We start from the raw sequence: 18,691 nt of genomic DNA on the forward strand, positions 1-18,691 counted from the left end.
ACCACCTTTCAAAGGAAACCCCGATGGCCCGCGCAGAGGCATCCTGCATCATCCAAGCCGCGATCTCGCGGACGCAAGCCGTGCAGGCGCCGGTCTGGCCACGGATCGCGCCGGACCAGCCGATCCGGCATCCGGCAAGGCAGCGCCAGCCTTATCGGCCGCGCGGCGTGCTGCGCGCCGAAAGCCTTGCATTGTGGGGCGTGCAGGACGCAAGCATACCCCAACAGGTCTTTGTGGCGGCACCGCCGCCCGCTTTCCGGCGCAAACGACTGGCCGTCGCCGGTGTCGCCTCGGCCGTGGCCGGAACCTGCCTCTTTGCCTTGACGACGATCGAGGGAACGCGCCCACCGGTTGCCTCGCAATCCCCCGCGATGATCGCATCCGCCTTGCCTGTGGCGCGCAACGCAGTCGCGCCTGTGCCTCGCGTTCAGGATGCGGCGCCGACCCTTGTGGCCCAACCACCCAAGATCGGCCCGGCGCTGGCCCCCAGCATCGCCATGCCCGCCCGTCCTTTGACCGCCAGCCCGACAATTGCCGCACCCGCCCCGGCGACCGGCGCATTCCAATGCGCCGATTGCACAAGTAGCGTGCTGCGCCTTGACGGGATCACCATCACCTTGCTGGGCGACAGCGCGGCGCAAACCGGTATCGCCGACACCATCGCCGCTATGGGCGCAGAAGTGGTTTTGAACCGCACCAGCACCATCACAGCCGCATCGCCCCAAGTCAGGGTCTACCGCGCGCAGGACATGGCGATGGCACAGGCGCTTGCCGACCGTTTCGGTGCCGTTCTGGTCGATGTCAGTTGGTTGTCAGACGCAGCCCCTGCACGGATCGACCTTTTTCTGGCGCATGACACGCCACTGCCGAATTAACCCCTCAAACCTCAAACAAAGGAAAAAACCATGACATCCCAAACTCTCCGGTCGCTGACCATCGCCATGCTGATGATCGCAGCCCCCGTCGTCGCACAGGAAACGGCCCCCGCCGCGACCGAAGAAACGGCGGAATCGCCTTGGCTCAAGGTCTATTTCGACTCTGGCAGCGCCACGATCAGCCCCGATCAGGCCGCGACGCTGGACCGTGCCGTGCGCACCTTCCGCGAAGGCGACCCGTTCGTCATGGTCGTGGCGGGCGGTGCCGACAAGGTCGGCGATCCAGCGGTGAACCTCGCGATTTCATTGCAGCGCGCCACGGCTGTCGCCACCGCGCTGACCGAACGCGGCATCCCGATCGAACGCCTGCAGGTGCTGGGCCGTGGCAATAGCGAATTGCAGGTGCAAACCCCTGACGGCGTCGCGGAAGAAGCAAACCGCGTCGTCGAAATCAGCTGGCGCTGATGCGGCGCGCGGCGATCATCGCGGGCGTGTTGGCGATCCTGTGTCCAGCCATAGGCTGGGCGCAGGACACCGGCGCGGATGCCTTTGCGCGCAATGATCTTACCACGGCGCGTGCGCTGTGGCAGGACGAAGCCGCCGCCGGATCGGCCGAGGCGATGCTGGGGCTCGGTCTTTTGGCCGACCGCGGTGTCGACGGTGCGCGCGACCCTGCCGCCGCCTTTGACTGGTATGCGCAGGCCGCCGCACTGGGCCTTGCCGAAGCGCAGTTCAACCTTGCGATTATCCATGACGCGGGCACCGACAGGCCGCGCGACGTGGACGCCGCGATCCTGTGGTACACCCGTGCGGCACTGCGCGGCCATGCCCGCGCACAGTTCAATCTGGGTCTGCTGTATGAGGCAGGCGACGGCATCGCCGCCAATCCCGCCCTTGCACAATACTGGTTCGACAAAGCTGCCGTGGCGATCCCCGCCGCCGCGGCCAAGGCCCTGCCCCCACAACCCGCCATCGGCGTGACTGCGCCGGACCTGCTATTCGCCCAAGCGGGCGAGGTTGTGTGGACCATCAACGGCGCATCGTCGCAGAGGTTTCTGGTCGAAGCCCTGCGCCTGCCTGACAGCACAGGGGATTACGCCACGCCAGAGATCACCGTCGTCACAGCGGGGTCGGGGCTGTTGCTGGACGCTGATGCGGATGTTCTGTGGCGGGTCAGCACCCTTGCGCCCGACGGCACGACTTACGCCGCCTCCGGCTGGGCGGGCATGGCGGATATCACGCCACCGGCAGGACGGGTCACGCTGATTGCCGATCCCTCCTCGCCCGCAATGCGGACAGCGGCAGAGGTTTTTGCGACGGATCTGCGGCATGCTGGCTATTGGGTGCGGCTTGATGCGCGCGCACCAGAGGAAAGTGACACTTATATCAGCTTTGGCTACAGCGCCGACAAATCGTTGGCTGCCGATCTGGCCGCTTACCTCCCCACGCTGACAGGCATCACGCCGGTCAAGCAAAGCCTGAACACCACCGCGCCCGGCGAGATCATCGTCAATCTGGCAGCGTTCCGGTAACCACGGCGACCAAGGCGACGAAATCGCCCATCTTGACCAGCCCCGGCACGTGCCGGGCGGTCAGGATACCGGTGCAAGCGGCGTGGCAGGTCACGGGCGGCACGCCGGTCCGGTCGGCAGGCCAGATGCGCGCGATGGGCTGACCCTTTTCGACAGCGTCGCCGAGATCGACCAGATAGTCGATCAGCCCTGCATGATGCGAAAAGACGAAACAAGTGTCGTCGGGCATGTCGAGCTGCAAGGTAGGGTCCACCTGCAAGTCTCCCGCCATGATGCCTGCATGGATCAGCAGATTGCGGATGCCCTTGCGCGCGATGGCGACGCTGCGCGCGGTCGCCGTGCCCGCCCCGCCGAGTTCGGTGGTCACGAATGTCTTACCCTGACGTTCGACCTCGGTGTCGAACATGCCGACCACGTCGATTTCCAGCATCCGCACCGAATAAGGCGCGTTGAAAGCCTGCATCGCGGCCATGCAGGCGGCCTCTTGCGCTTTGTCGGGCAGGATATGGGCGGCAGCGAATGGCAGGAAATCCAGCGTGCGACCACCCGAATGGAAATCCAGCACGATATCGGCCAAAGGCACCAGTTCGGTCGCGATATAGTGGCAGATTTTCTGCGTCACGCTGCCATCGGCACGGCCCGGAAAGCTGCGGTTCATATTCGCCCCGTCGATGGGTGAACAGCGCGTCCCTGCGGCGAAGGCCGGCAGGTTCATCATCGGCAGGATGATGACACGGCCCGTGATCTGATCGGGCTGCAAAGTCGCCGCAAGTTCCTGTAAGGCGACCGGACCTTCGTATTCGTCGCCGTGGTTCGCCCCCGTCAAAAGCGCGGTCGGACCGTTGCCATTCACAATGACAGTGATCGGGGTCATCACAGACCCCCATGCGCTGTCATCGCGGCTGTAGGGCAGTTTCAGGAAACCGTGGTGGACGCCGTGGCGGTCCAGCGGGATGGTCGGGGTAATCATGTTTTGACTACCAGCGCGCGCGGCGTGGTGCAGAAACACTCATAGCCCGTCTCGGTAATCAGGATCGGCTCGGTAATCTCCAACCCGCCGTCATCAAGCCAGAGCGCCGGCATGAAGTGGAACGTCATCCCCGGTTCCAGAATGGTCGTGTCGCCCTTGCGGAACGATATCGTGCGTTCGCCCCAGTCGGGCGGATAGCTGATCCCGATGGCATAGCCGCAGCGGCTGTCCTTGACATAGCCCGCCTTGTTCAGCGCCGCGTTGAAGGCATTGGCGATGTCCTGCGCCTGATTGCCGGGCTTGGCCTGTTCCAGCCCCGCCTCGACCGCGTCGAGCACGGCGGCTTCCGCGTCGCGGTATTTGTCCGGCACCTTGCCAAGGAACAAGGTGCGCGATTGCGGGCATTGATAGCGGCGGTGGGCGCCTGCGATCTCGAAAAACGTGGCCTCGCCGGTTTTCATCGGGCGGTCGTCCCATGTCAGATGCGGGGCGGTAGCATCCATGCCGGACGGGGCCATCGGCACAATCGCGGGGTAGTCACCCCAATGGCCATCCGCACCCCTGATCCCCGCGGCATAGATTTCCGCGATCAGGTCGTTCTTGCGCAGGCCGGGTTCGGCCAGTTCCACGATGCGGGCATGCATGGTTTCGACGATCCGCGCCGCGCGGCGCATGTAGTCGATCTCGCGGTCGGATTTGACGGCGCGCTGCCAGTTCACCAGACCGGTGCAATCGCTGATCCGCGCCTGCGGCAACCCCACGAGCAGCGCGGCATGGGCGGCGGCGGAGTAATAGTAGTTGTCCATCTCCACCCCGATCCGCGCGCTGGCAAGCCCGAGTTCGGCCAGCAGTTTCGCCAGTTCCTGCATCGGGTGCTTATCGGGGTTCTGCACGAAGGTATCGTCATAGCCCCTGATCTGGTCGTCGCTGTCCATGAACACCGTCCGCCGCGCACCCAGAGTATCCATCGCCCGGCCCCACCAGACCGGATCGCCGTCATGGGTCAGAATCACGCCTTGAAAGACGTAGAAGGACCAACCGTCATAGCCTGTCAGCCATGACATGTTCGACGGGTCGGTGACAAAGATCGCATCCAGCCCGCGCAGCTGCATCTCGGCGCGGGTTTTGGTGATCCGGCGCAGATATTCGCTGGTCGGGAAATTCGCCTCGAAAGTGGTCATCATCTGGCCTTTGCTTGGGGTGGTCGTGCCAAGGCTGGGCTGTTTCGCGCCCCCGCTCTATACCCCAACACCGGCAAACCATGTCGCTTTCCGACAAAGAGCGTCCCCCTTGGGCTGGAGACTGCGGGCCATCCCGCCTAGACTGCCCCAAACCTGAGGGAGAATGCGATGACCGACCAGTTTGCCAATGACCAGCTGACCCAATGGGATCACGACCATTTCTTTCACCCGTCCACCCATCTGGGCCAGTTCGCGCGGCGCGACATCGGCAACCGGATCATCCAGTCCGCCAAAGGCGTGCATATCACCGACCGTGAAGGGCGGAGGTCGCTTGATGCATTCGCGGGGCTTTACTGCGTCAACGTCGGCTACGGCCATCCCGAAATCGCCGAGGCGATCGCCAAACAGGCGCATGAACTGGCCTATTACCACGCCTATGTCGGTCACGGCACCGAGGCGTCGATCACCCTGTCGCACATGATCGCCGAACGCGCGCCCGAAGGGATGAACCACGTCTATTATGGCCTCAGCGGGTCGGATGCGAATGAAACCAATGTCAAACTGGTCTGGTATTACAACAACGTGCTGGGCCGGCCGGAGAAGAAAAAGATCATCTCGCGCTGGCGCGGCTATCACGGGTCGGGGCTGGTCACGGGGTCACTGACGGGGCTGGAGCTGTTCCACAAGAAATTCGACTTGCCGCTGACGCAAGTGCTGCATACCGAAGCGCCCTATTTCTACCGCCGCGCGGATCGTGACATGGACGAAGCCGCCTTTAGCGCCCATTGCGCGGAAAAGCTCGAAGAGATGATCCTGCGCGAAGGCCCCGACACCATCGCCGCCTTCATCGGCGAGCCGATGCTGGGCACCGGCGGGATCGTGCCGCCCCCTGCGGGCTATTGGGACGCGATCCAGACGGTGCTGCACAAATACGACATCCTGCTGATCGTGGACGAGGTCGTGACAGGCTTTGGCCGTCTGGGGACGATGATGGGGTCGGACCATTACGGGCTGAAGCCCGACCTCATCACCATCGCCAAGGGACTGACATCGGCCTATGCGCCTTTGTCCGGCTCTATCGTATCGGACCGCATGTGGGAGGTGCTGGAGCGCGGCACCGATGAATTCGGCCCCTTCGGTCATGGCTGGACCTATTCGGCGCATCCGATCTGTGCGGCGGCGGGGGTGGCGAACCTCAAGCTGCTGGACGATCAGAACCTAGTCGCCAATGCGGGCAGCGTCGGGGCCTATCTGAACAAGACGATGGCCGCCGCGATTGGCGGCCATAAACATGTCGGCGATGTGCGCGGTGAAGGCATGTGGTGCGCCGTCGAACTGGTCAAAGACCGCGACGACCGCGTGTTCTTTGACCCCGCCGACAAGACAGCCCCCCGTGTCGTCGCCGCCATGCTGGACCGTGGCGTGATCGCGCGGGCCATGCCGCAGGGGGACATCATCGGCTTTGCCCCGCCTTTCCCGCTGACGCGCGCACAGGCGGACGAGATCGTGACCGTGACAAAAGACGCCGTGGCGCAGGTCTTGGGATAGATTGACAGCCATGGTGCGGATCGGATTAGGATCAGCACATCCATGCAGGCAAAGCCCTGCCAGAAAAGGACCACAGCCGTGAACAAGCCCATGCACACCTCGCCCGTCGCGGCCCAGACCAATGCCAACCTGATCGCGCGCCGCGACGCTGCCGTTGCCCGCGGCGTCGCCTCTGCCGCACCGATCTATGCCAGCCACGCCGAAAACGCCGAGTTGTGGGACGTCGAAGGCCGCCGTTACATCGACTTTGCAGGCGGCATCGCGGTGCTGAACACCGGCCACCGGCATCCTGCGGTGATCGCCGCCGCCAAGGCGCAGGAAGACCATTACACCCACACCAGTTTTCAGGTCGTCCCTTACGAGCCTTACGTCGCGCTGGCCGAAAAGCTGAACGCGCTGGCCCCCGGCGATCATGCGAAAAAATCGCTGCTGGTCACAACCGGCGCCGAGGCGGTGGAAAACGCGGTCAAGATCGCCCGCGCCGCAACAGGCCGTCCCGGTGTGATCGCCTTTACGGGCGGCTATCACGGGCGCACGCTGCTGACCTTGGGCATGACCGGCAAGATCAGCCCTTATAAAAAGGACGTGGGCCCGTTCCCGTCGGACATTTTCCGCGCGCCGTTTCCGAATGCGCGCGACGGGATCACCGTGCAGGATGCGCTGACCGGATTGCAGAACCTGTTCCTGACCGATGCGCAGCCCGACCGGATCGCGGCGATGATCATCGAGCCTGTACTGGGCGAAGGCGGCTACACCCCCGTCCCGTTCGAGATGATGCGCGCCCTGCGCGACATCTGCGACCAGCACGGCATCCTGCTGATCGCGGACGAAATTCAGGCAGGGTTCGGCCGTACCGGCACTTGGTTCGCCATAGAGCATTCGGGCGTTGTCCCTGACCTGATCACCGTCGCGAAATCCATGGCAGGCGGCTATCCCATCGCCGGTGTGATCGGCCGGGCCGAGGTGATGGATGCCGTGATCCCCGGCGGTCTGGGCGGCACCTATGGCGGCAACCCCGTGGCCTGCGCCGCAGCCTTGGCCGCGATCAAGGCGATCGAGGACGAAGGCCTGCTTGCCCGTTCAACCGCGCTTGGCGATCATTTCCGCGCGCGGTTTGCGGATATCGGCGCGCGTACAGCCCCCGACCGCATCTGCGATGTGCGGGGCTTGGGCGCGATGCTGGCCGTGGAATTCGTGACCGATCTGGCCAGCAATGCGCCAGATGCGGCGCTGACCAAATCCGTCGTAGCAAATGCACTGAAACGCGGGCTGATCCTGCTGTCCTGCGGGATGCACGGCAATGCCTTGCGGATCATGGTGCCGCTGACAGCGTCGGACGCGATCATCGACGAAGGGCTTGCGATTTTCGAGGATGCGCTGGCCGCCGCCATCGCCGGACACTAGGTCCGGCGATCACGCGCGTGGCGGTGCTCAGCCCGCCACGCAATCCGCGTAATAGCGTTTCACGCCATCTGCGCCGGTTTCGACGACCAGCCCGTGGATGTCATTCTCGAACCCCGGGCACAGCCGTTCAAACTCGCGATTGAACTTGAGGTATTCCACAATCTTGGTGTTGAACACTTCGCCCGGGATCAAAAGCGGGATGCCCGGCGGATAAGGTGTCACCAGCGATGTGGTGATCCGCCCTTCCAGATCGTCGATGGCCACACGTTCCGTCGTGCGCCGCGCGATGTGCGCATAGGCGTCGTTCGGGGCCATCGCGGGTTGCAGATCGCTCAGATACATTTCCGTCGACAGAATCGCGATGTCGTATTTCGCATAAAGCTGGTGGACGTGCTGGCACAGGTCGCGCAGGCCCATCTTTTCGTAATGCGGATGCTTGGCGATGAACTCCGGCATGACCCGCCACAATGGCTGGTTGCGGCCGTAATCGTCCTTGAACTGCTGCAGCGCCGCCAAAAGCGAATTCCACCGCCCTTTGGTGATCCCGATGGTGAACATGATGAAGAAACTGTAAAGGCCGGTCTTTTCCACGACGACGCCGTTTTCGACCAGGTATTTGGTCACGATAGAGGCGGGAATCCCCATCTCCTCGAACCGGCCGTCAAGGTTCAGGCCGGGTGTGACGATGGTGGTCTTGATCGGGTCCAGCATGTTGAACCCGCGCGCCATATCGCCGAACCCGTGCCACGAATCCTCGCCGTCAGAGGCCTGCACGCCATCGGCATCGGTTTTCTTGAGCACCCAGTCCTTGGGATCGCCGATCCCTTCCTCGACCAATGCATCCGGTCCCCAGACCTGGAACCACCATTCGTCATCCCCGAATTCGGCATCGACCTTGCGCATCGCGCGGCGGAAATCGAGCGCTTCGGCGATGCTTTCCTCGACCAGCGCAACGCCGCCCGGCGGTTCCATCATCGCCGCCGCCACATCGCAGCTTGCGATAATGCTGTATTGCGGACTGGTGCTTGTGTGCATGAGATAGGCTTCATTGAACAGGTGCCGGTCCAGCTTGGTATCTTGTGAATCCTGCACCAGCACATGGCTCGCCTGCGAAATCCCTGCCAGCAGTTTGTGGATGGACTGCGTCGCATAGGTCACGGCATGGCGCGGGCGTTCGCGCTTGCGGCCCATCGAATGGAAATCGCTGTAGAAGGTGTGGAATGCCGCATGCGGCAGCCACGCCTCGTCAAAATGGAAGTTTTCGACATAGCCGTCCAGCAGACCCTTGATGGTTTCGGTGTTGTAAAGCACCCCGTCATAGGTCGATTGCGTCAGCGTCATGATCCGCGGTTTCACCGTATCGGCGTCGACATGGGACAAAAGCGGGTTCGCACGGATTTTCTCCTTGATTGTCTCGATCTCGAACTCGCTTTGCGGGATCGGGCCGATGATGCCGTAATGATTGCGCGTCGGTTTGAGGAAAACCGGAATCGCCCCCGTCATGATGATGCTATGCAGGATCGACTTGTGACAGTTGCGGTCTACGACCACGACATCGCCGGGGGCGACGGTGTGGTGCCAGACCATCTTGTTGCTGGTCGATGTGCCGTTGGTCACAAAGAAGCAATGATCTGCGTTGAATATCCGCGCCGCATTCCGCTCCGACGCACCAATCGCGCCGTTATGGTCCAGAAGCTGGCCCAATTCCTCGACCGAATTGCACACGTCGGCACGCAGCATGTTTTCACCGTAAAACTGGTGATACATCTGTCCAATCGGGCTTTTCAGGAACGCAACGCCGCCGGAATGGCCGGGGCAATGCCAAGAATAGGACCCGTCCTCGGCGTAATCCAGCAGCGCCTTGAAGAACGGCGGCTGGATGCCTTCAAGGTATTTTTTCGCCTCATGCACGATATGACGCGCCACGAATTCCGGCGTATCCTCGAACATATGGATGAATCCGTGCAATTCGCGCAGGATATCGTTGGGCAGATGGCGGCTCGTCTTGGTCTCGCCGTGCAGGTAGATCGGCACATCCTCGTTCTTGCGGCGGACTTCCTGAATGAAATGGCGCAGGTTCAGCACGGCAGGGTCCAGATCGGGACCGGGGCTGAATTCCTCGTCGTCGATGGCCAGCACAAAAGCGCTCGCACGGGACTGTTGCTGCGCGAACTGGGACAGATCACCATAGCTCGTGACGCCGACGACTTCGAAACCTTCATTCTCGATCGCTTCGGCCATGGCGCGGATGCCAAGGCCGGATGAGTTCTCCGACCGGAAATCCTCATCGATGATGAAGATGGGGAATCGAAATTTCATTGTAGTCTCCTGTACAAGGCGGGCCGCTTGCGGCCTACATGACAGAGGTGCCCAAGCGCGTCAAAGCAAGGTTGCGCGACATCCCGCCATCGTTCGAGCCTAAATATCCCCGCGCGGAGCGCCCGTCCCGGGCACCGGGGCGGAAAGGGTCTATCTGTCCTGCGCTGCCGCCAGATCCTTGAGGATCGGGCAATCCGGGCGGCTGTCGCCGTGGCAGGCATCGACGAGATCGGCCAACGTGTCGCGCATCGCCCGCAGCCCCGCGATCTTGGCGTCGATCTGGGTCAGATGATCCTGCGCCAGTGCTTTGACCTGCGCAGAGGCGCGGCTGTCGTCTTCGTAAAGGGCCAGCAGGATGCGGCAATCGTCAATGGAAAACCCCAAGGACCGCGCGCGCGCCAGAAACATCAGCTTGTGCAGTTGCGTCTGCCGGAACACGCGATAGCCGTTGTCGTGCCGTTCCGGCCGGATCAGGCCGATGTCCTCGTAATAGCGGATGGTCTTTGCAGGCAGACCCGACTTGGCGGCGACTTCTCCGATGTTCATGACTCTCCTCCTATTCAGCGGGTTGCGGTGCGGTGCCGAGGGTGACAGGCGTATGCGGCGGCTTTTCGTTCATGACGGGACGCAAACGGCGCAGACGCAGGGCGTTGGACACAACCGACACCGACGACAGCGCCATCGCGGCAGCCGCGAAAACCGGCGAGAGCAGCAGACCAAAGACCGGATAGAGCACACCTGCCGCCACCGGCACCAGCGCGACATTGTAGCCGAATGCCCAGCCAAGGTTCTGGCGGATATTGCGCATCGTCGCCTGCGAGACGGCGACAGCGTTCACGACACCGCGCAGATCGCCCGACATCAGCACCACATCCGCCGTCTCGATGGCGACATCGGTACCGGTGCCGATGGCGATGCCGATATCGGCATGGGCGAGTGCGGGGGCGTCATTGATCCCGTCCCCGACAAAGGCGATCCGGCCCTCTACGCGCAACAGGTCAAGGGCTGCGACCTTGCCATCGGGCAGAACACCCGCGACGACATGGTCGATCCCGATCTCGCGGGCAATTGCTTCTGCGGTCTCGCGCTTGTCGCCGGTAATCATCGCGATTTTCAGATCCATGGCCTTGAGCGCGGCAATCGCCGCCGCCGTTCCGGGCTTGACCGGATCGGCCACCGCGATGACAGCGGCGGCTTGACCGTCGATGGCAACAAAGAGCGCCGTGCGCCCGCGTTCCGCCAGCGCCGTCTCGGTCGCAGCAAGCGCGCCTGTGGCGATCCCGTCCTGCGCCAGCAACCGGTCGGCCCCGATCAGCACGCGCTGCCCGTCGACCAAAGCGGACACTCCGAAACCGGCGATGGCGCGGAAGTCGCTGACCGCCGCCTCGCCCAGACCTTCGGCACGGGCGGCGTTGACGATGGCCGCCCCGATGGGATGTTCGGACTTCGCCTCGACCGCCGCGGCAAGGCGCAGCACATCGGCACGGGTGAACCCGTCGGCCAGCACCAGATCGGTCAGATGCGGCTTGCCTGCGGTCAGGGTGCCGGTCTTGTCGAAGGCGATCACGCTGACATCGGCCAGTTGCTGCAAAGCCGCCCCCTTGCGGAACAGCACGCCCATTTCGGCGGCCCGCCCGCTGCCCACCATGATCGAGGTCGGCACGGCCAGCCCCATCGCACAAGGACAGGCGATAATCAGCACCGACACACCCGCAACCAGCGCTAGCGTCGGATCAGGACCAACGGCGAGCCAGACCGCCACAGTCAACATGGCCAGCGCTAGCACCGCCGGCACGAACCACAGGGTCACACGGTCCACGACATCCTGAATGGGCAGCTTTGCGCCCTGCGCCTCGGTCACCATGCGGATGATTTGCGCAAGCGTCGTATCCTTGCCCACCCGTGTTGCGGCAAAGGTCAGCCCGCCCTGCCCGTTCACCGTGCCGCCGGTCAGCGCGTCGCCGGTGGTCTTGACCACAGGCAGCGGTTCGCCGGTCATCATGCTTTCATCTACAGGGCTGCTCCCGTCGGTCACGGTCCCGTCAACCGGCACCCGTTCGCCCGGGCGCAGGGTGATGACATCACCCACCACCAGCGCATCCACATCGACCGCCACCAGCCTGCCGTCGCGCAGCACGCGGGCTTGCCTGACCTGCAATCCCATCAGCGCCTGAATAGCCGCACCCGTGCGTCCTTTGGCCCGCGCCTCAAGCAAGCGGCCCAGCAGAATCAGCACGACGATCACCGCCGCCGCCTCGAAATAGACGGCGCGCACATCGGCGCGGATAAGCGTGGGCAAGAAGGTCGCAACGACCGAATAGGTCCAGGCCGCCCCCGTGCCCAGCGCCACAAGGCTGTTCATGTCAGGCGCGCCCTTGAACAGCGCTGGCAATCCCTTGGCGAAAAACACGCGGCCCGGGCCGAACAGCACCAGCGTGGTCAGAATGAACTGGATGATCCATGACGTCTGCATCCCGATCGTGTCGGCAATGACATGGTGGAAGGCAGGCACAAGATGCGCGCCCATTTCCATAATAAAAACGGGCAGCGCCAAGACCGCTGCGAACAGGGTGCTGCGCGCCAATGCGTGGGCTTCGTCCGCCTTGCGGGCAGCGTTCACGCTGGTCTGGTCAGGTTCGGCCGGTGCCGCGGGATAGCCCGCCTTTGTGCTGACATCGGCCAGTTGCGCGGCGGTGAGACTGCGATCATCCAGCGTGATCGTCGCAGTTTCCGTTGCAAGGTTCACAGCGACCGACTGCACCCCCGGCACTGCCGCAAGAGCGCGATCGACACGGCCCACGCAGGACGCGCAGGTCATGCCGTCGATCGCAAGGCGGATTGTTGCAGGCTGTGCCATCGGGTTGAACCTTTCTTGATTACCCCCAACATAGGCATTCCAGTCACTGGAAGCTCAAGCGCCTTGTGCAGAAAACCAAAAAAACCCACTTTCACGGTAAGACGGGTCTGCTATGGGACACGCAAAATGATGAGGACCGAAATGAAATTCCATGTTCCGGATATGAGCTGCGGTCACTGCACCGCCGCAATCACCAAAAGCCTGCAGACCGCTGACAAGGATGCGGTGGTCAGAACCGACCTGACCGCACGTGAGGTGTCTGTGAACACCAAGCTTGGTGCCGATACGGTGATTTCGGTCCTGAAAGGCGCAGGTTACTCCGCAACCTCGCGCTGAACGGTCAGTCGGCCGTGCGGGCCGCTGCGACCAGACGCTGCATCTGATCGGCACGGATCAGGCCGGGGGCGAGATTTTGACCGATCACAAAGGACGGTGTCCCTGTAAAGCCCAGTGACCTGCTGAGGCCGCTGGACAGTTGCAGATGTTCTGCGACTTCGGGGGCTTCCATGTCACGGCGCAGCTGGTCGATATCCAGCCCCACGCTTTGCGCGACGCGGATGACGCTTTGCTCCTCGGCGCGCCCTTGCATCGTCATCAGCGCGTTGTGGAATTCCTCGTATTTGCCCTGCTGGCGCGATGCCAGTGCCGCGCGGGCTGCGAAAACCGATCCCTCACCAAGGACGGGCCATTCGCGCAACACGACACGGACGTTGGAATCGGCCGATAGCAAACCGTCAAGCTCTGTCTTGGCGCTCCGGCAATACGGACAATTGTAATCAAAGAACTCGACCACCGTGACATCGCCGTCAGGGTTGCCGATGACAGGCGCGTTGGGGTCATTTTCGAGCAGCGCCCGCTGGTCGGCAAGCGCGACTTGCGCTGCAGCCGCCTGCGCCTCTTGCTGTTCTTGCTCGAGGATCTGCAAGGCTTCGACAACGATCTGCGGATTGGCGCGGATCGTGTCGAGTACCAGATCTCTGACTTGGTCTTCGGTCAGGTTTTGCGCTCCACCGGACACCGGAAGAACGCAGATTGCCGCGATGCCGAAAAGTCTTGCGAAAGTCATGCTGTCCCTTTCAAGGCAGGCGGCGTGTCAAGGATCAGATCAGGCGGACCTTGGTGCCGATCGGGGTACGTTCGTAGACTTCGGCGATCTGTTCGTTGAACAGACCGATACAGCCGTTGGACGACCGGCGCCCGATCTTGCGGGTGTCCTGCGTGCCATGGATCCGGTAGAATTGCCAGGACAGATACAGCGCATGCGATCCCATCGGGTTCATCGGGTCACCGCCTGGAATGAACGCCGGCCATTCGGGGTTGCGCTGCCGCATTGCAGGGGTGGGTGCCCAGCTGGGCGCCACGCGCTTGTCGATCACCTCGGTATAGCCGGTGCGGGTCAGGTCATCGGACAAGGGCACCGATGTGGGATAGATCCGCATGTCGCCATCAGGTGTCCAGTGCTGCATGAACATCGATTTGGTGTCTGCAAGAATCGCGCCAACGCCGATCGAATCGAAATGGTCGCGCCATTCATGCACACGGAAAGCCGCGATATTGCGGTCCACCGGTGCTTGCTGGGTCTGCGCACGCAGAATCGACGGTGCGAATAGCGTCGCCGCCGTTGCCCCAAGAAGCAAAGCGCGGCGTGACTGGGTATTGTTGTTGTTTTTCATTCGTAGCCTCATCCTGAACGATCGTCGTTGACTTTACGCGATCTGCGCTTCTGTGCCTACCGCTATGCAAGTCGCGTGTGAATTACCATAAGATCAGTGCAGATGCGCCACGCCACACGCAGATTTGAAGTGATGTGCGATGTCCGGAAAATAGAGGCGCTGTTTACATGATCTTAAGCCGGAGCGGCACATAAGGGCCTTCGACGTGTAACGAAGGGTCTTGCCATCATGCCGGCTGAAACTGCCACTTTTGTCCTGCCGCCAGTCTTGGCATTCGATGCCTGCGCGGATCTTCATGCCTTTCTGGTCAAGGCGCAAGGCACCGATCTTATTCTGGACGGCCGGCTTGTCAGCCGCGTCGGCGGGCTGGCAGCACAGATCCTCGCCACAGCAACGCAGACCTGGGCGGCTGGCGGCCACAGCCTGACGGTCGTGAACGAATCACAGGAACTGCGCAGCGGGCTCGAAACGCTGGCGCTCTGGCCTTTGCCGCAGCAGCAGGGGGTACAGTAATGGTCACACGCATTCTGGCCATCGACGACTCCCGGACAATCCGCAGCCTTCTGACCCAGACGCTGCAGAACGCGGGATTCGAGGTGTCGACTGCCGTCGATGGCGTCGACGGGATTACCAAATTTCAGGAACAGGACGCCGATCTGGTCATCACCGACGTCAACATGCCCAACAAAGACGGTTTTGGTGTCATCGCCGATATCCGTGGTGGAACCCGCAACCGCACGGTGCCTGTCCTCGTCCTGACAACGGAAAGCGGGGCTGCACTGAAAGAACGTGCGCGGCAGGCCGGTGCCACTGGCTGGATCGTCAAGCCCTTTGACGACGAAGCACTTGTCGCAGTCATCCGCCGTCTGACAGGAGCCGCCCAATGACTGGTGATATGACGATGCGCGATGTTTTTTTCGAGGAATGCGAAGACCTGATCGCTGCCTTGACCGAAGGCCTGACCGCGATGCGCGATGGCAGCACCGACAGCGAAACCGTCAATGCTGTCTTTCGCGCCGTTCATTCCGTGAAAGGCGCGGCTGGCGCCTTCGCGCTCGACGATCTTGTCGGGTTCGCCCACACGTTCGAAACAGTTCTGGACCACGTCAGGTCACAGCGTCTGATGCTCGATGACCGGATATTGCATGTACTACAGCGCTCCGGCGATGTCCTTGCCGATCTCATTGATACCGCGAGAGAGGACTTGCCGACGAACACGGCGCAGGTCGACCCCGTGCTGGCGGACCTGCAATCCTTTCTGGGCGACGCACCGGCCGCCGCCGACGATTTCGTTTTCGAGGCGCTGACGCTCGCTTTTGATGCACCCGCTGATGCGGCCTCGACCCATGTGGTCACGTTTACGCCAAATGCCGCCTTTTACACCAGCGGCAATGATCCGGTCCTTGTTATTGCCGCACTGCAGGCATTGGGTCCGTCCCGTGTGACAGTGGACATGTCTGCGTTGCCGACGCGACTGGACGACCTGAACTGGCAGGCAGGTCTGCTGACGTGGCAGGTAGAGATCGAGGGACTGGGATCGGATTTACCGATCCTTGAAGTCTTTGAATTTGTCGATGACCTTTGCGCCTTGCGGGTCACGTCAAGTGACACGGAGGCTATGGCGCCTGCAGATCAGCTGGCCACATCCTCCGCTCAACTGCCGGAGGACGACACGGCAGAACCCGCTTCGGCCAACCTGCAGGGTGACACGCCCGATCCAAAAGCGCGCAATGCCGCAGATCGGAGCGGCGGTCGCGCTGCAAGCTCGCTCCGCGTCGATCCTGAAAGAGTGGATCGCCTGATCAATGCAGTCGGCGAACTGATTATCAACCAATCGGTCATTTCTCAAAGGTTGCAGCATGCGAACCTGCCCAATGCCGCCGAATTGTTCGCCGATCTCGACGATTACAAGTTGCTGGCGCGCGAAATTCAGGAAGGCGTGATGGCAATTCGTGCACAGCCGGTCAAACCGTTATTCCAGCGCATGTTGCGTATTGCGCGTGAGGCTGCCGATGCTACCGGCAAAATGGTCGAACTGATCACCGAAGGTGAGGGAACGGAAGTCGACAAAACCGTCGTCGAACGGCTGGCCGACCCGCTGACACATATGATCCGTAACGCCATCGACCACGGGATCGAAGCGCCGGACCGCCGGGTCGCTGCCGGAAAGAACCGGCAAGGCAAACTCCGTCTTGCCGCACGGCAAAGATCTGGCAGCATTGTGATCGAAATCGCCGATGACGGCGCCGGTCTCAACCGCCCCAAGATCAGGGAAATCGCCGTCTCGAAGGGGCTGGTCGCCGAGGATGCGCAACTGTCTGAGACGGAGATCGATCACCTGCTCTTCGCTCCGGGGTTTTCCACCGCGAAGGAAGTGACCAACCTGTCCGGTCGGGGCGTTGGGATGGACGTAGTCAAAACGGCAATCACCGCACTTGGTGGGCGCGTGGCGATCAGCAGCCAGTTCGGCCAGGGAACGACTTTCTCGATCACCCTTCCGCTGACACTTGCGGTGATGGACGGGATGATCATTAACCTAGGCGACCAGACCATGGTGGTCCCGATTTCCAGTATCCTCGAAACGGTCAGACCAAAAGCGGCTGACTTGTCCCAGATCGGGCTCAACAACACGTTGCTGCGTATACGTGGCGAGTATGTTCCAATCATCGATCTAGCCGAACGCATGGGTCAGGCGGTGACATCGCGCGACATGACTGACAGGGTACTTTTGCTTATCCAGACAGACAGCATCCCCCAATGCGCCTTGGCCGTCGACGACATCTTCGACCAGAGGCAAGTCGTGGTCAAAAGCATGCAAGGCAACTACGGCGAGATTTCGGGTATCTCGGGCGCGACAATCCTTGGTGACGGCAAAATCGCCCTGATCATCGACCCCGAGGCCGTCGCGCACGGCAACACTGCCTATACAGTCACCAATAGCCACAATGGAAGGGATGCCACTTATGTCACAGCTTGCTGAACTGCAAAAATCCGAACGGCTGGAATTCGTGACACTGGTTGCAGGTGGGCAGAATTTCTGTATTGAAATCAAACAGATCAGAGAAATCCGTCGCTGGACCCCGGTGACGGTGCTACCGCATTCGCCCGACCACGTTCTTGGTGTCATCAACTTGCGCGGTGCGGTCATTCCGATCATCGACCTTGCCGCCAAGCTCGGTTTCGCGAAGATCATGCCCACTGAAAGGCATGTCATCATCATCATCGCGGTCGAAGATCGCATCATCGGACTTTTGGTCGAATCTGTCTCGGAGATCCTTGGTGTAGATGCACATACAGTACGAGAAACACCCCGCGGCCCGGAGGATACAACCACACGTGCCATTCTCGGGATCATACCGCTTGGTGATGACATGACGAAAGTCATCAGCCTGTCAGCATTGCTGAACCCGACAAATCAGGTTGCTGCATGAGCGCACCTGGTCCAGTCTCTGCAAACGAACCGACAGCACGCGAGTATCATTTCACCGATCGTGACTTTCTTACGATTGCAACGCTTGCACATCAAAAATACGGTCTTCATTTGCAACCGTCGAAGAAACCGCTTGTTTACTCGCGGCTCACGAAACGATTGCGGGCGCTCGACCTTCCGGACTTCGAAAGCTACTGCGCCTTGCTGTCCGATCCCAACGCCCACGACGAGCAATCACACCTGCTTTCGGCGCTGACTACAAATGTCACCCATTTCTTTCGCGAGCGGCATCATTTCACTTTTTTGCGTGAAAGGGTCCTTCCCCAACTGATTGAGAAAGCAAAAATGGGCGCCCCTGTCAGGATGTGGTCTTCCGCGTGTTCAGCAGGACAAGAGGCCTATTCCATGGCTGCCATGATCCGTGACGCATGCCCCGATGCATCGCGTCTCGATATCAAATTGCTTGCCACAGATGTTGATCCGCAAATGATCCAGAAAGCCCGACAAGCGCAATATGACCGTGAACAGGCCAACGCGATACCTGACGAATACAAAAAGCTGATGATAGACGATATCGGCGGAGGTCCTCACTTCCGGATCCGGCAGGATCTGATGGCCTTGGTGACATTCGGTGAATTGAACCTGATCTCTGAATGGCCGATGCGGCGCCGCTTCGATGTCGTCTTCTGCCGAAATGCTGCGATCTACTTCGATAAGGAGACGCAAGTCCGGCTTTGGCAACGTTTCGCGGATGTGCTGCACGACGACGGCCATCTGATGATCGGGCATTCGGAGCGGCTGACCGGGCCGGCAGAAAACGAATTCCGCAGTGTGGCCATTACCACGTATCAACGACGGCCTCGCAGCGGGGCATCGATCCGACCTCAAACGAAAGACTAGGC

The 18,691-nt window shown here is 61.6% G+C and carries 18 protein-coding genes; 11 read left to right on the forward strand and 7 right to left on the reverse strand.

Translation table 11 applies throughout. The annotated features are described in order from the left end of the window. The first annotated feature begins 23 nt into the window (after nt 1–23). The 3 genes from VCK47_RS07250 to VCK47_RS07260 are packed head-to-tail and all read left to right on the forward strand — an operon-like array spanning nt 24 to nt 2,407. Complete coding sequence (locus VCK47_RS07250) at nt 24–875, forward strand: hypothetical protein (protein ID WP_322891737.1); 852 nt, start codon at nt 24–26, stop codon at nt 873–875. Nucleotides 876–905: 30 nt separating this feature from the next. Continuing rightward, a complete protein-coding gene (locus VCK47_RS07255) occupies nt 906–1,340 on the forward strand; it encodes an OmpA family protein (RefSeq protein ID WP_322891738.1) in 435 nt (144 codons plus the stop codon). After that, a complete protein-coding gene (locus VCK47_RS07260; protein ID WP_322891739.1) occupies nt 1,340–2,407 on the forward strand; it encodes a tetratricopeptide repeat protein in 1,068 nt (355 codons plus the stop codon). The genes VCK47_RS07255 and VCK47_RS07260 overlap by 1 nt, the downstream gene beginning before the upstream one ends. Here the strand turns inward: VCK47_RS07260 and doeB are convergent. Beyond that, on the reverse strand, nt 2,385–3,377 hold the full coding sequence (gene doeB / locus VCK47_RS07265; RefSeq protein ID WP_322891740.1) for a N(2)-acetyl-L-2,4-diaminobutanoate deacetylase DoeB: 993 nt from the start codon (nt 3,375–3,377) through the stop codon (nt 2,385–2,387). The two genes, VCK47_RS07260 and doeB, sit on opposite strands and share 23 nt — an antisense overlap. Beyond that, nucleotides 3,374–4,558 carry a M24 family metallopeptidase gene (locus VCK47_RS07270; RefSeq protein ID WP_322891741.1) on the reverse strand — a complete coding sequence of 395 codons (1,185 nt, stop codon included), beginning with the start codon at nt 4,556–4,558 and terminating at the stop codon, nt 3,374–3,376. Before VCK47_RS07270 ends, doeB begins: the two co-directional genes overlap by 4 nt. 168 nt (nt 4,559–4,726) lie before the next feature. Between VCK47_RS07270 and VCK47_RS07275 the strand changes: the two genes are divergently transcribed. Together VCK47_RS07275 and gabT are read left to right on the forward strand one after the other, a co-directional pair. Next, nucleotides 4,727–6,106, forward strand: a complete 1,380-nt coding sequence (locus tag VCK47_RS07275) for an aspartate aminotransferase family protein (protein WP_322891742.1) — start codon at nt 4,727–4,729, stop codon at nt 6,104–6,106. A 90-nt stretch (nt 6,107–6,196) separates the two neighbouring features. Further along, nucleotides 6,197–7,510 (forward strand): 4-aminobutyrate--2-oxoglutarate transaminase, encoded by a 1,314-nt coding sequence (gene gabT, locus VCK47_RS07280; protein ID WP_322892018.1) that lies wholly within the window; start codon nt 6,197–6,199, stop codon nt 7,508–7,510. Between the two features lie 27 nt (nt 7,511–7,537). Here gabT and VCK47_RS07285 read toward each other — a convergent pair whose 3' ends face one another. The 3 genes from VCK47_RS07285 to VCK47_RS07295 all read right to left on the reverse strand — a co-directional run bounded on the left by VCK47_RS07285 (nt 7,538) and on the right by VCK47_RS07295 (nt 12,686). After that, nucleotides 7,538–9,829 carry an arginine/lysine/ornithine decarboxylase gene (locus VCK47_RS07285; RefSeq protein WP_322891743.1) on the reverse strand — a complete coding sequence of 764 codons (2,292 nt, stop codon included), beginning with the start codon at nt 9,827–9,829 and terminating at the stop codon, nt 7,538–7,540. 150 nt (nt 9,830–9,979) lie between these two features. Then, nucleotides 9,980–10,375, reverse strand: coding sequence for a Cu(I)-responsive transcriptional regulator (gene cueR, locus VCK47_RS07290; protein ID WP_322891744.1), 396 nt, complete (start codon nt 10,373–10,375; stop codon nt 9,980–9,982). Nucleotides 10,376–10,385: 10 nt separating this feature from the next. Then, a complete protein-coding gene (locus tag VCK47_RS07295) occupies nt 10,386–12,686 on the reverse strand; it encodes a heavy metal translocating P-type ATPase (protein WP_322891745.1) in 2,301 nt (766 codons plus the stop codon). A gap of 141 nt (nt 12,687–12,827) precedes the next feature. Here VCK47_RS07295 and VCK47_RS07300 point away from each other — a divergent pair, with 141 nt between their 5' ends. Next, entirely contained in the window at nt 12,828–13,022 is a 195-nt protein-coding gene (locus tag VCK47_RS07300; protein WP_322891746.1) for a heavy-metal-associated domain-containing protein, read from the forward strand. A gap of 4 nt (nt 13,023–13,026) precedes the next feature. Here VCK47_RS07300 and VCK47_RS07305 read toward each other — a convergent pair whose 3' ends face one another. Together VCK47_RS07305 and VCK47_RS07310 are read right to left on the reverse strand one after the other, a co-directional pair. Then, nucleotides 13,027–13,752, reverse strand: a complete 726-nt coding sequence (locus tag VCK47_RS07305) for a DsbA family protein (protein WP_322891747.1) — start codon at nt 13,750–13,752, stop codon at nt 13,027–13,029. 34 nt (nt 13,753–13,786) lie between these two features. Next, entirely contained in the window at nt 13,787–14,359 is a 573-nt protein-coding gene (locus VCK47_RS07310) for a L,D-transpeptidase (RefSeq protein WP_322891748.1), read from the reverse strand. A gap of 228 nt (nt 14,360–14,587) precedes the next feature. Here VCK47_RS07310 and VCK47_RS07315 point away from each other — a divergent pair, with 228 nt between their 5' ends. From VCK47_RS07315 to VCK47_RS07335, 5 genes are read left to right on the forward strand one after another with little or no spacing between them, the layout of a single operon-like run. Beyond that, nucleotides 14,588–14,872 (forward strand): hypothetical protein, encoded by a 285-nt coding sequence (locus VCK47_RS07315; protein ID WP_322891749.1) that lies wholly within the window; start codon nt 14,588–14,590, stop codon nt 14,870–14,872. Continuing rightward, nucleotides 14,872–15,246, forward strand: a complete 375-nt coding sequence (locus VCK47_RS07320; RefSeq protein ID WP_322891750.1) for a response regulator — start codon at nt 14,872–14,874, stop codon at nt 15,244–15,246. Before VCK47_RS07315 ends, VCK47_RS07320 begins: the two co-directional genes overlap by 1 nt. A 14-nt stretch (nt 15,247–15,260) precedes the next feature. Then, complete coding sequence (locus VCK47_RS07325) at nt 15,261–17,339, forward strand: chemotaxis protein CheA (RefSeq protein WP_322892019.1); 2,079 nt, start codon at nt 15,261–15,263, stop codon at nt 17,337–17,339. Next, nucleotides 17,323–17,790 carry a chemotaxis protein CheW gene (locus tag VCK47_RS07330; RefSeq protein WP_322891751.1) on the forward strand — a complete coding sequence of 156 codons (468 nt, stop codon included), beginning with the start codon at nt 17,323–17,325 and terminating at the stop codon, nt 17,788–17,790. Before VCK47_RS07325 ends, VCK47_RS07330 begins: the two co-directional genes overlap by 17 nt. After that, nucleotides 17,787–18,689, forward strand: a complete 903-nt coding sequence (locus tag VCK47_RS07335; RefSeq protein WP_322891752.1) for a protein-glutamate O-methyltransferase — start codon at nt 17,787–17,789, stop codon at nt 18,687–18,689. The genes VCK47_RS07330 and VCK47_RS07335 overlap by 4 nt, the downstream gene beginning before the upstream one ends. The last annotated feature ends 2 nt before the right edge of the window (nt 18,690–18,691 follow it).

Origin of the sequence: Yoonia sp. 72, assembly GCF_034652275.1 — a bacterium.
In the GTDB taxonomy this organism is placed as follows: Bacteria; Pseudomonadota; Alphaproteobacteria; order Rhodobacterales; family Rhodobacteraceae; genus Yoonia.

Bases quoted from the DNA above. Each gene is read 5' to 3' on its own strand.
- VCK47_RS07250 (WP_322891737.1), top strand. From the start codon at position 24: ATGGCCCGCGCAGAGGCATCCTGCATCATCCAAGCCGCGATCTCGCGG.
- VCK47_RS07255 (WP_322891738.1), top strand. From the start codon at position 906: ATGACATCCCAAACTCTCCGGTCGCTGACCATCGCCATGCTGATGATC.
- VCK47_RS07260 (WP_322891739.1), top strand. From the start codon at position 1,340: ATGCGGCGCGCGGCGATCATCGCGGGCGTGTTGGCGATCCTGTGTCCA.
- doeB (WP_322891740.1), bottom strand. From the start codon at position 3,377: ATGATTACCCCGACCATCCCGCTGGACCGCCACGGCGTCCACCACGGT.
- VCK47_RS07270 (WP_322891741.1), bottom strand. From the start codon at position 4,558: ATGACCACTTTCGAGGCGAATTTCCCGACCAGCGAATATCTGCGCCGG.
- VCK47_RS07275 (WP_322891742.1), top strand. From the start codon at position 4,727: ATGACCGACCAGTTTGCCAATGACCAGCTGACCCAATGGGATCACGAC.
- gabT (WP_322892018.1), top strand. From the start codon at position 6,197: ATGCACACCTCGCCCGTCGCGGCCCAGACCAATGCCAACCTGATCGCG.
- VCK47_RS07285 (WP_322891743.1), bottom strand. From the start codon at position 9,829: ATGAAATTTCGATTCCCCATCTTCATCATCGATGAGGATTTCCGGTCG.
- cueR (WP_322891744.1), bottom strand. From the start codon at position 10,375: ATGAACATCGGAGAAGTCGCCGCCAAGTCGGGTCTGCCTGCAAAGACC.
- VCK47_RS07295 (WP_322891745.1), bottom strand. From the start codon at position 12,686: ATGGCACAGCCTGCAACAATCCGCCTTGCGATCGACGGCATGACCTGC.
- VCK47_RS07300 (WP_322891746.1), top strand. From the start codon at position 12,828: ATGAAATTCCATGTTCCGGATATGAGCTGCGGTCACTGCACCGCCGCA.
- VCK47_RS07305 (WP_322891747.1), bottom strand. From the start codon at position 13,752: ATGACTTTCGCAAGACTTTTCGGCATCGCGGCAATCTGCGTTCTTCCG.
- VCK47_RS07310 (WP_322891748.1), bottom strand. From the start codon at position 14,359: ATGAAAAACAACAACAATACCCAGTCACGCCGCGCTTTGCTTCTTGGG.
- VCK47_RS07315 (WP_322891749.1), top strand. From the start codon at position 14,588: ATGCCGGCTGAAACTGCCACTTTTGTCCTGCCGCCAGTCTTGGCATTC.
- VCK47_RS07320 (WP_322891750.1), top strand. From the start codon at position 14,872: ATGGTCACACGCATTCTGGCCATCGACGACTCCCGGACAATCCGCAGC.
- VCK47_RS07325 (WP_322892019.1), top strand. From the start codon at position 15,261: ATGCGCGATGTTTTTTTCGAGGAATGCGAAGACCTGATCGCTGCCTTG.
- VCK47_RS07330 (WP_322891751.1), top strand. From the start codon at position 17,323: ATGTCACAGCTTGCTGAACTGCAAAAATCCGAACGGCTGGAATTCGTG.
- VCK47_RS07335 (WP_322891752.1), top strand. From the start codon at position 17,787: ATGAGCGCACCTGGTCCAGTCTCTGCAAACGAACCGACAGCACGCGAG.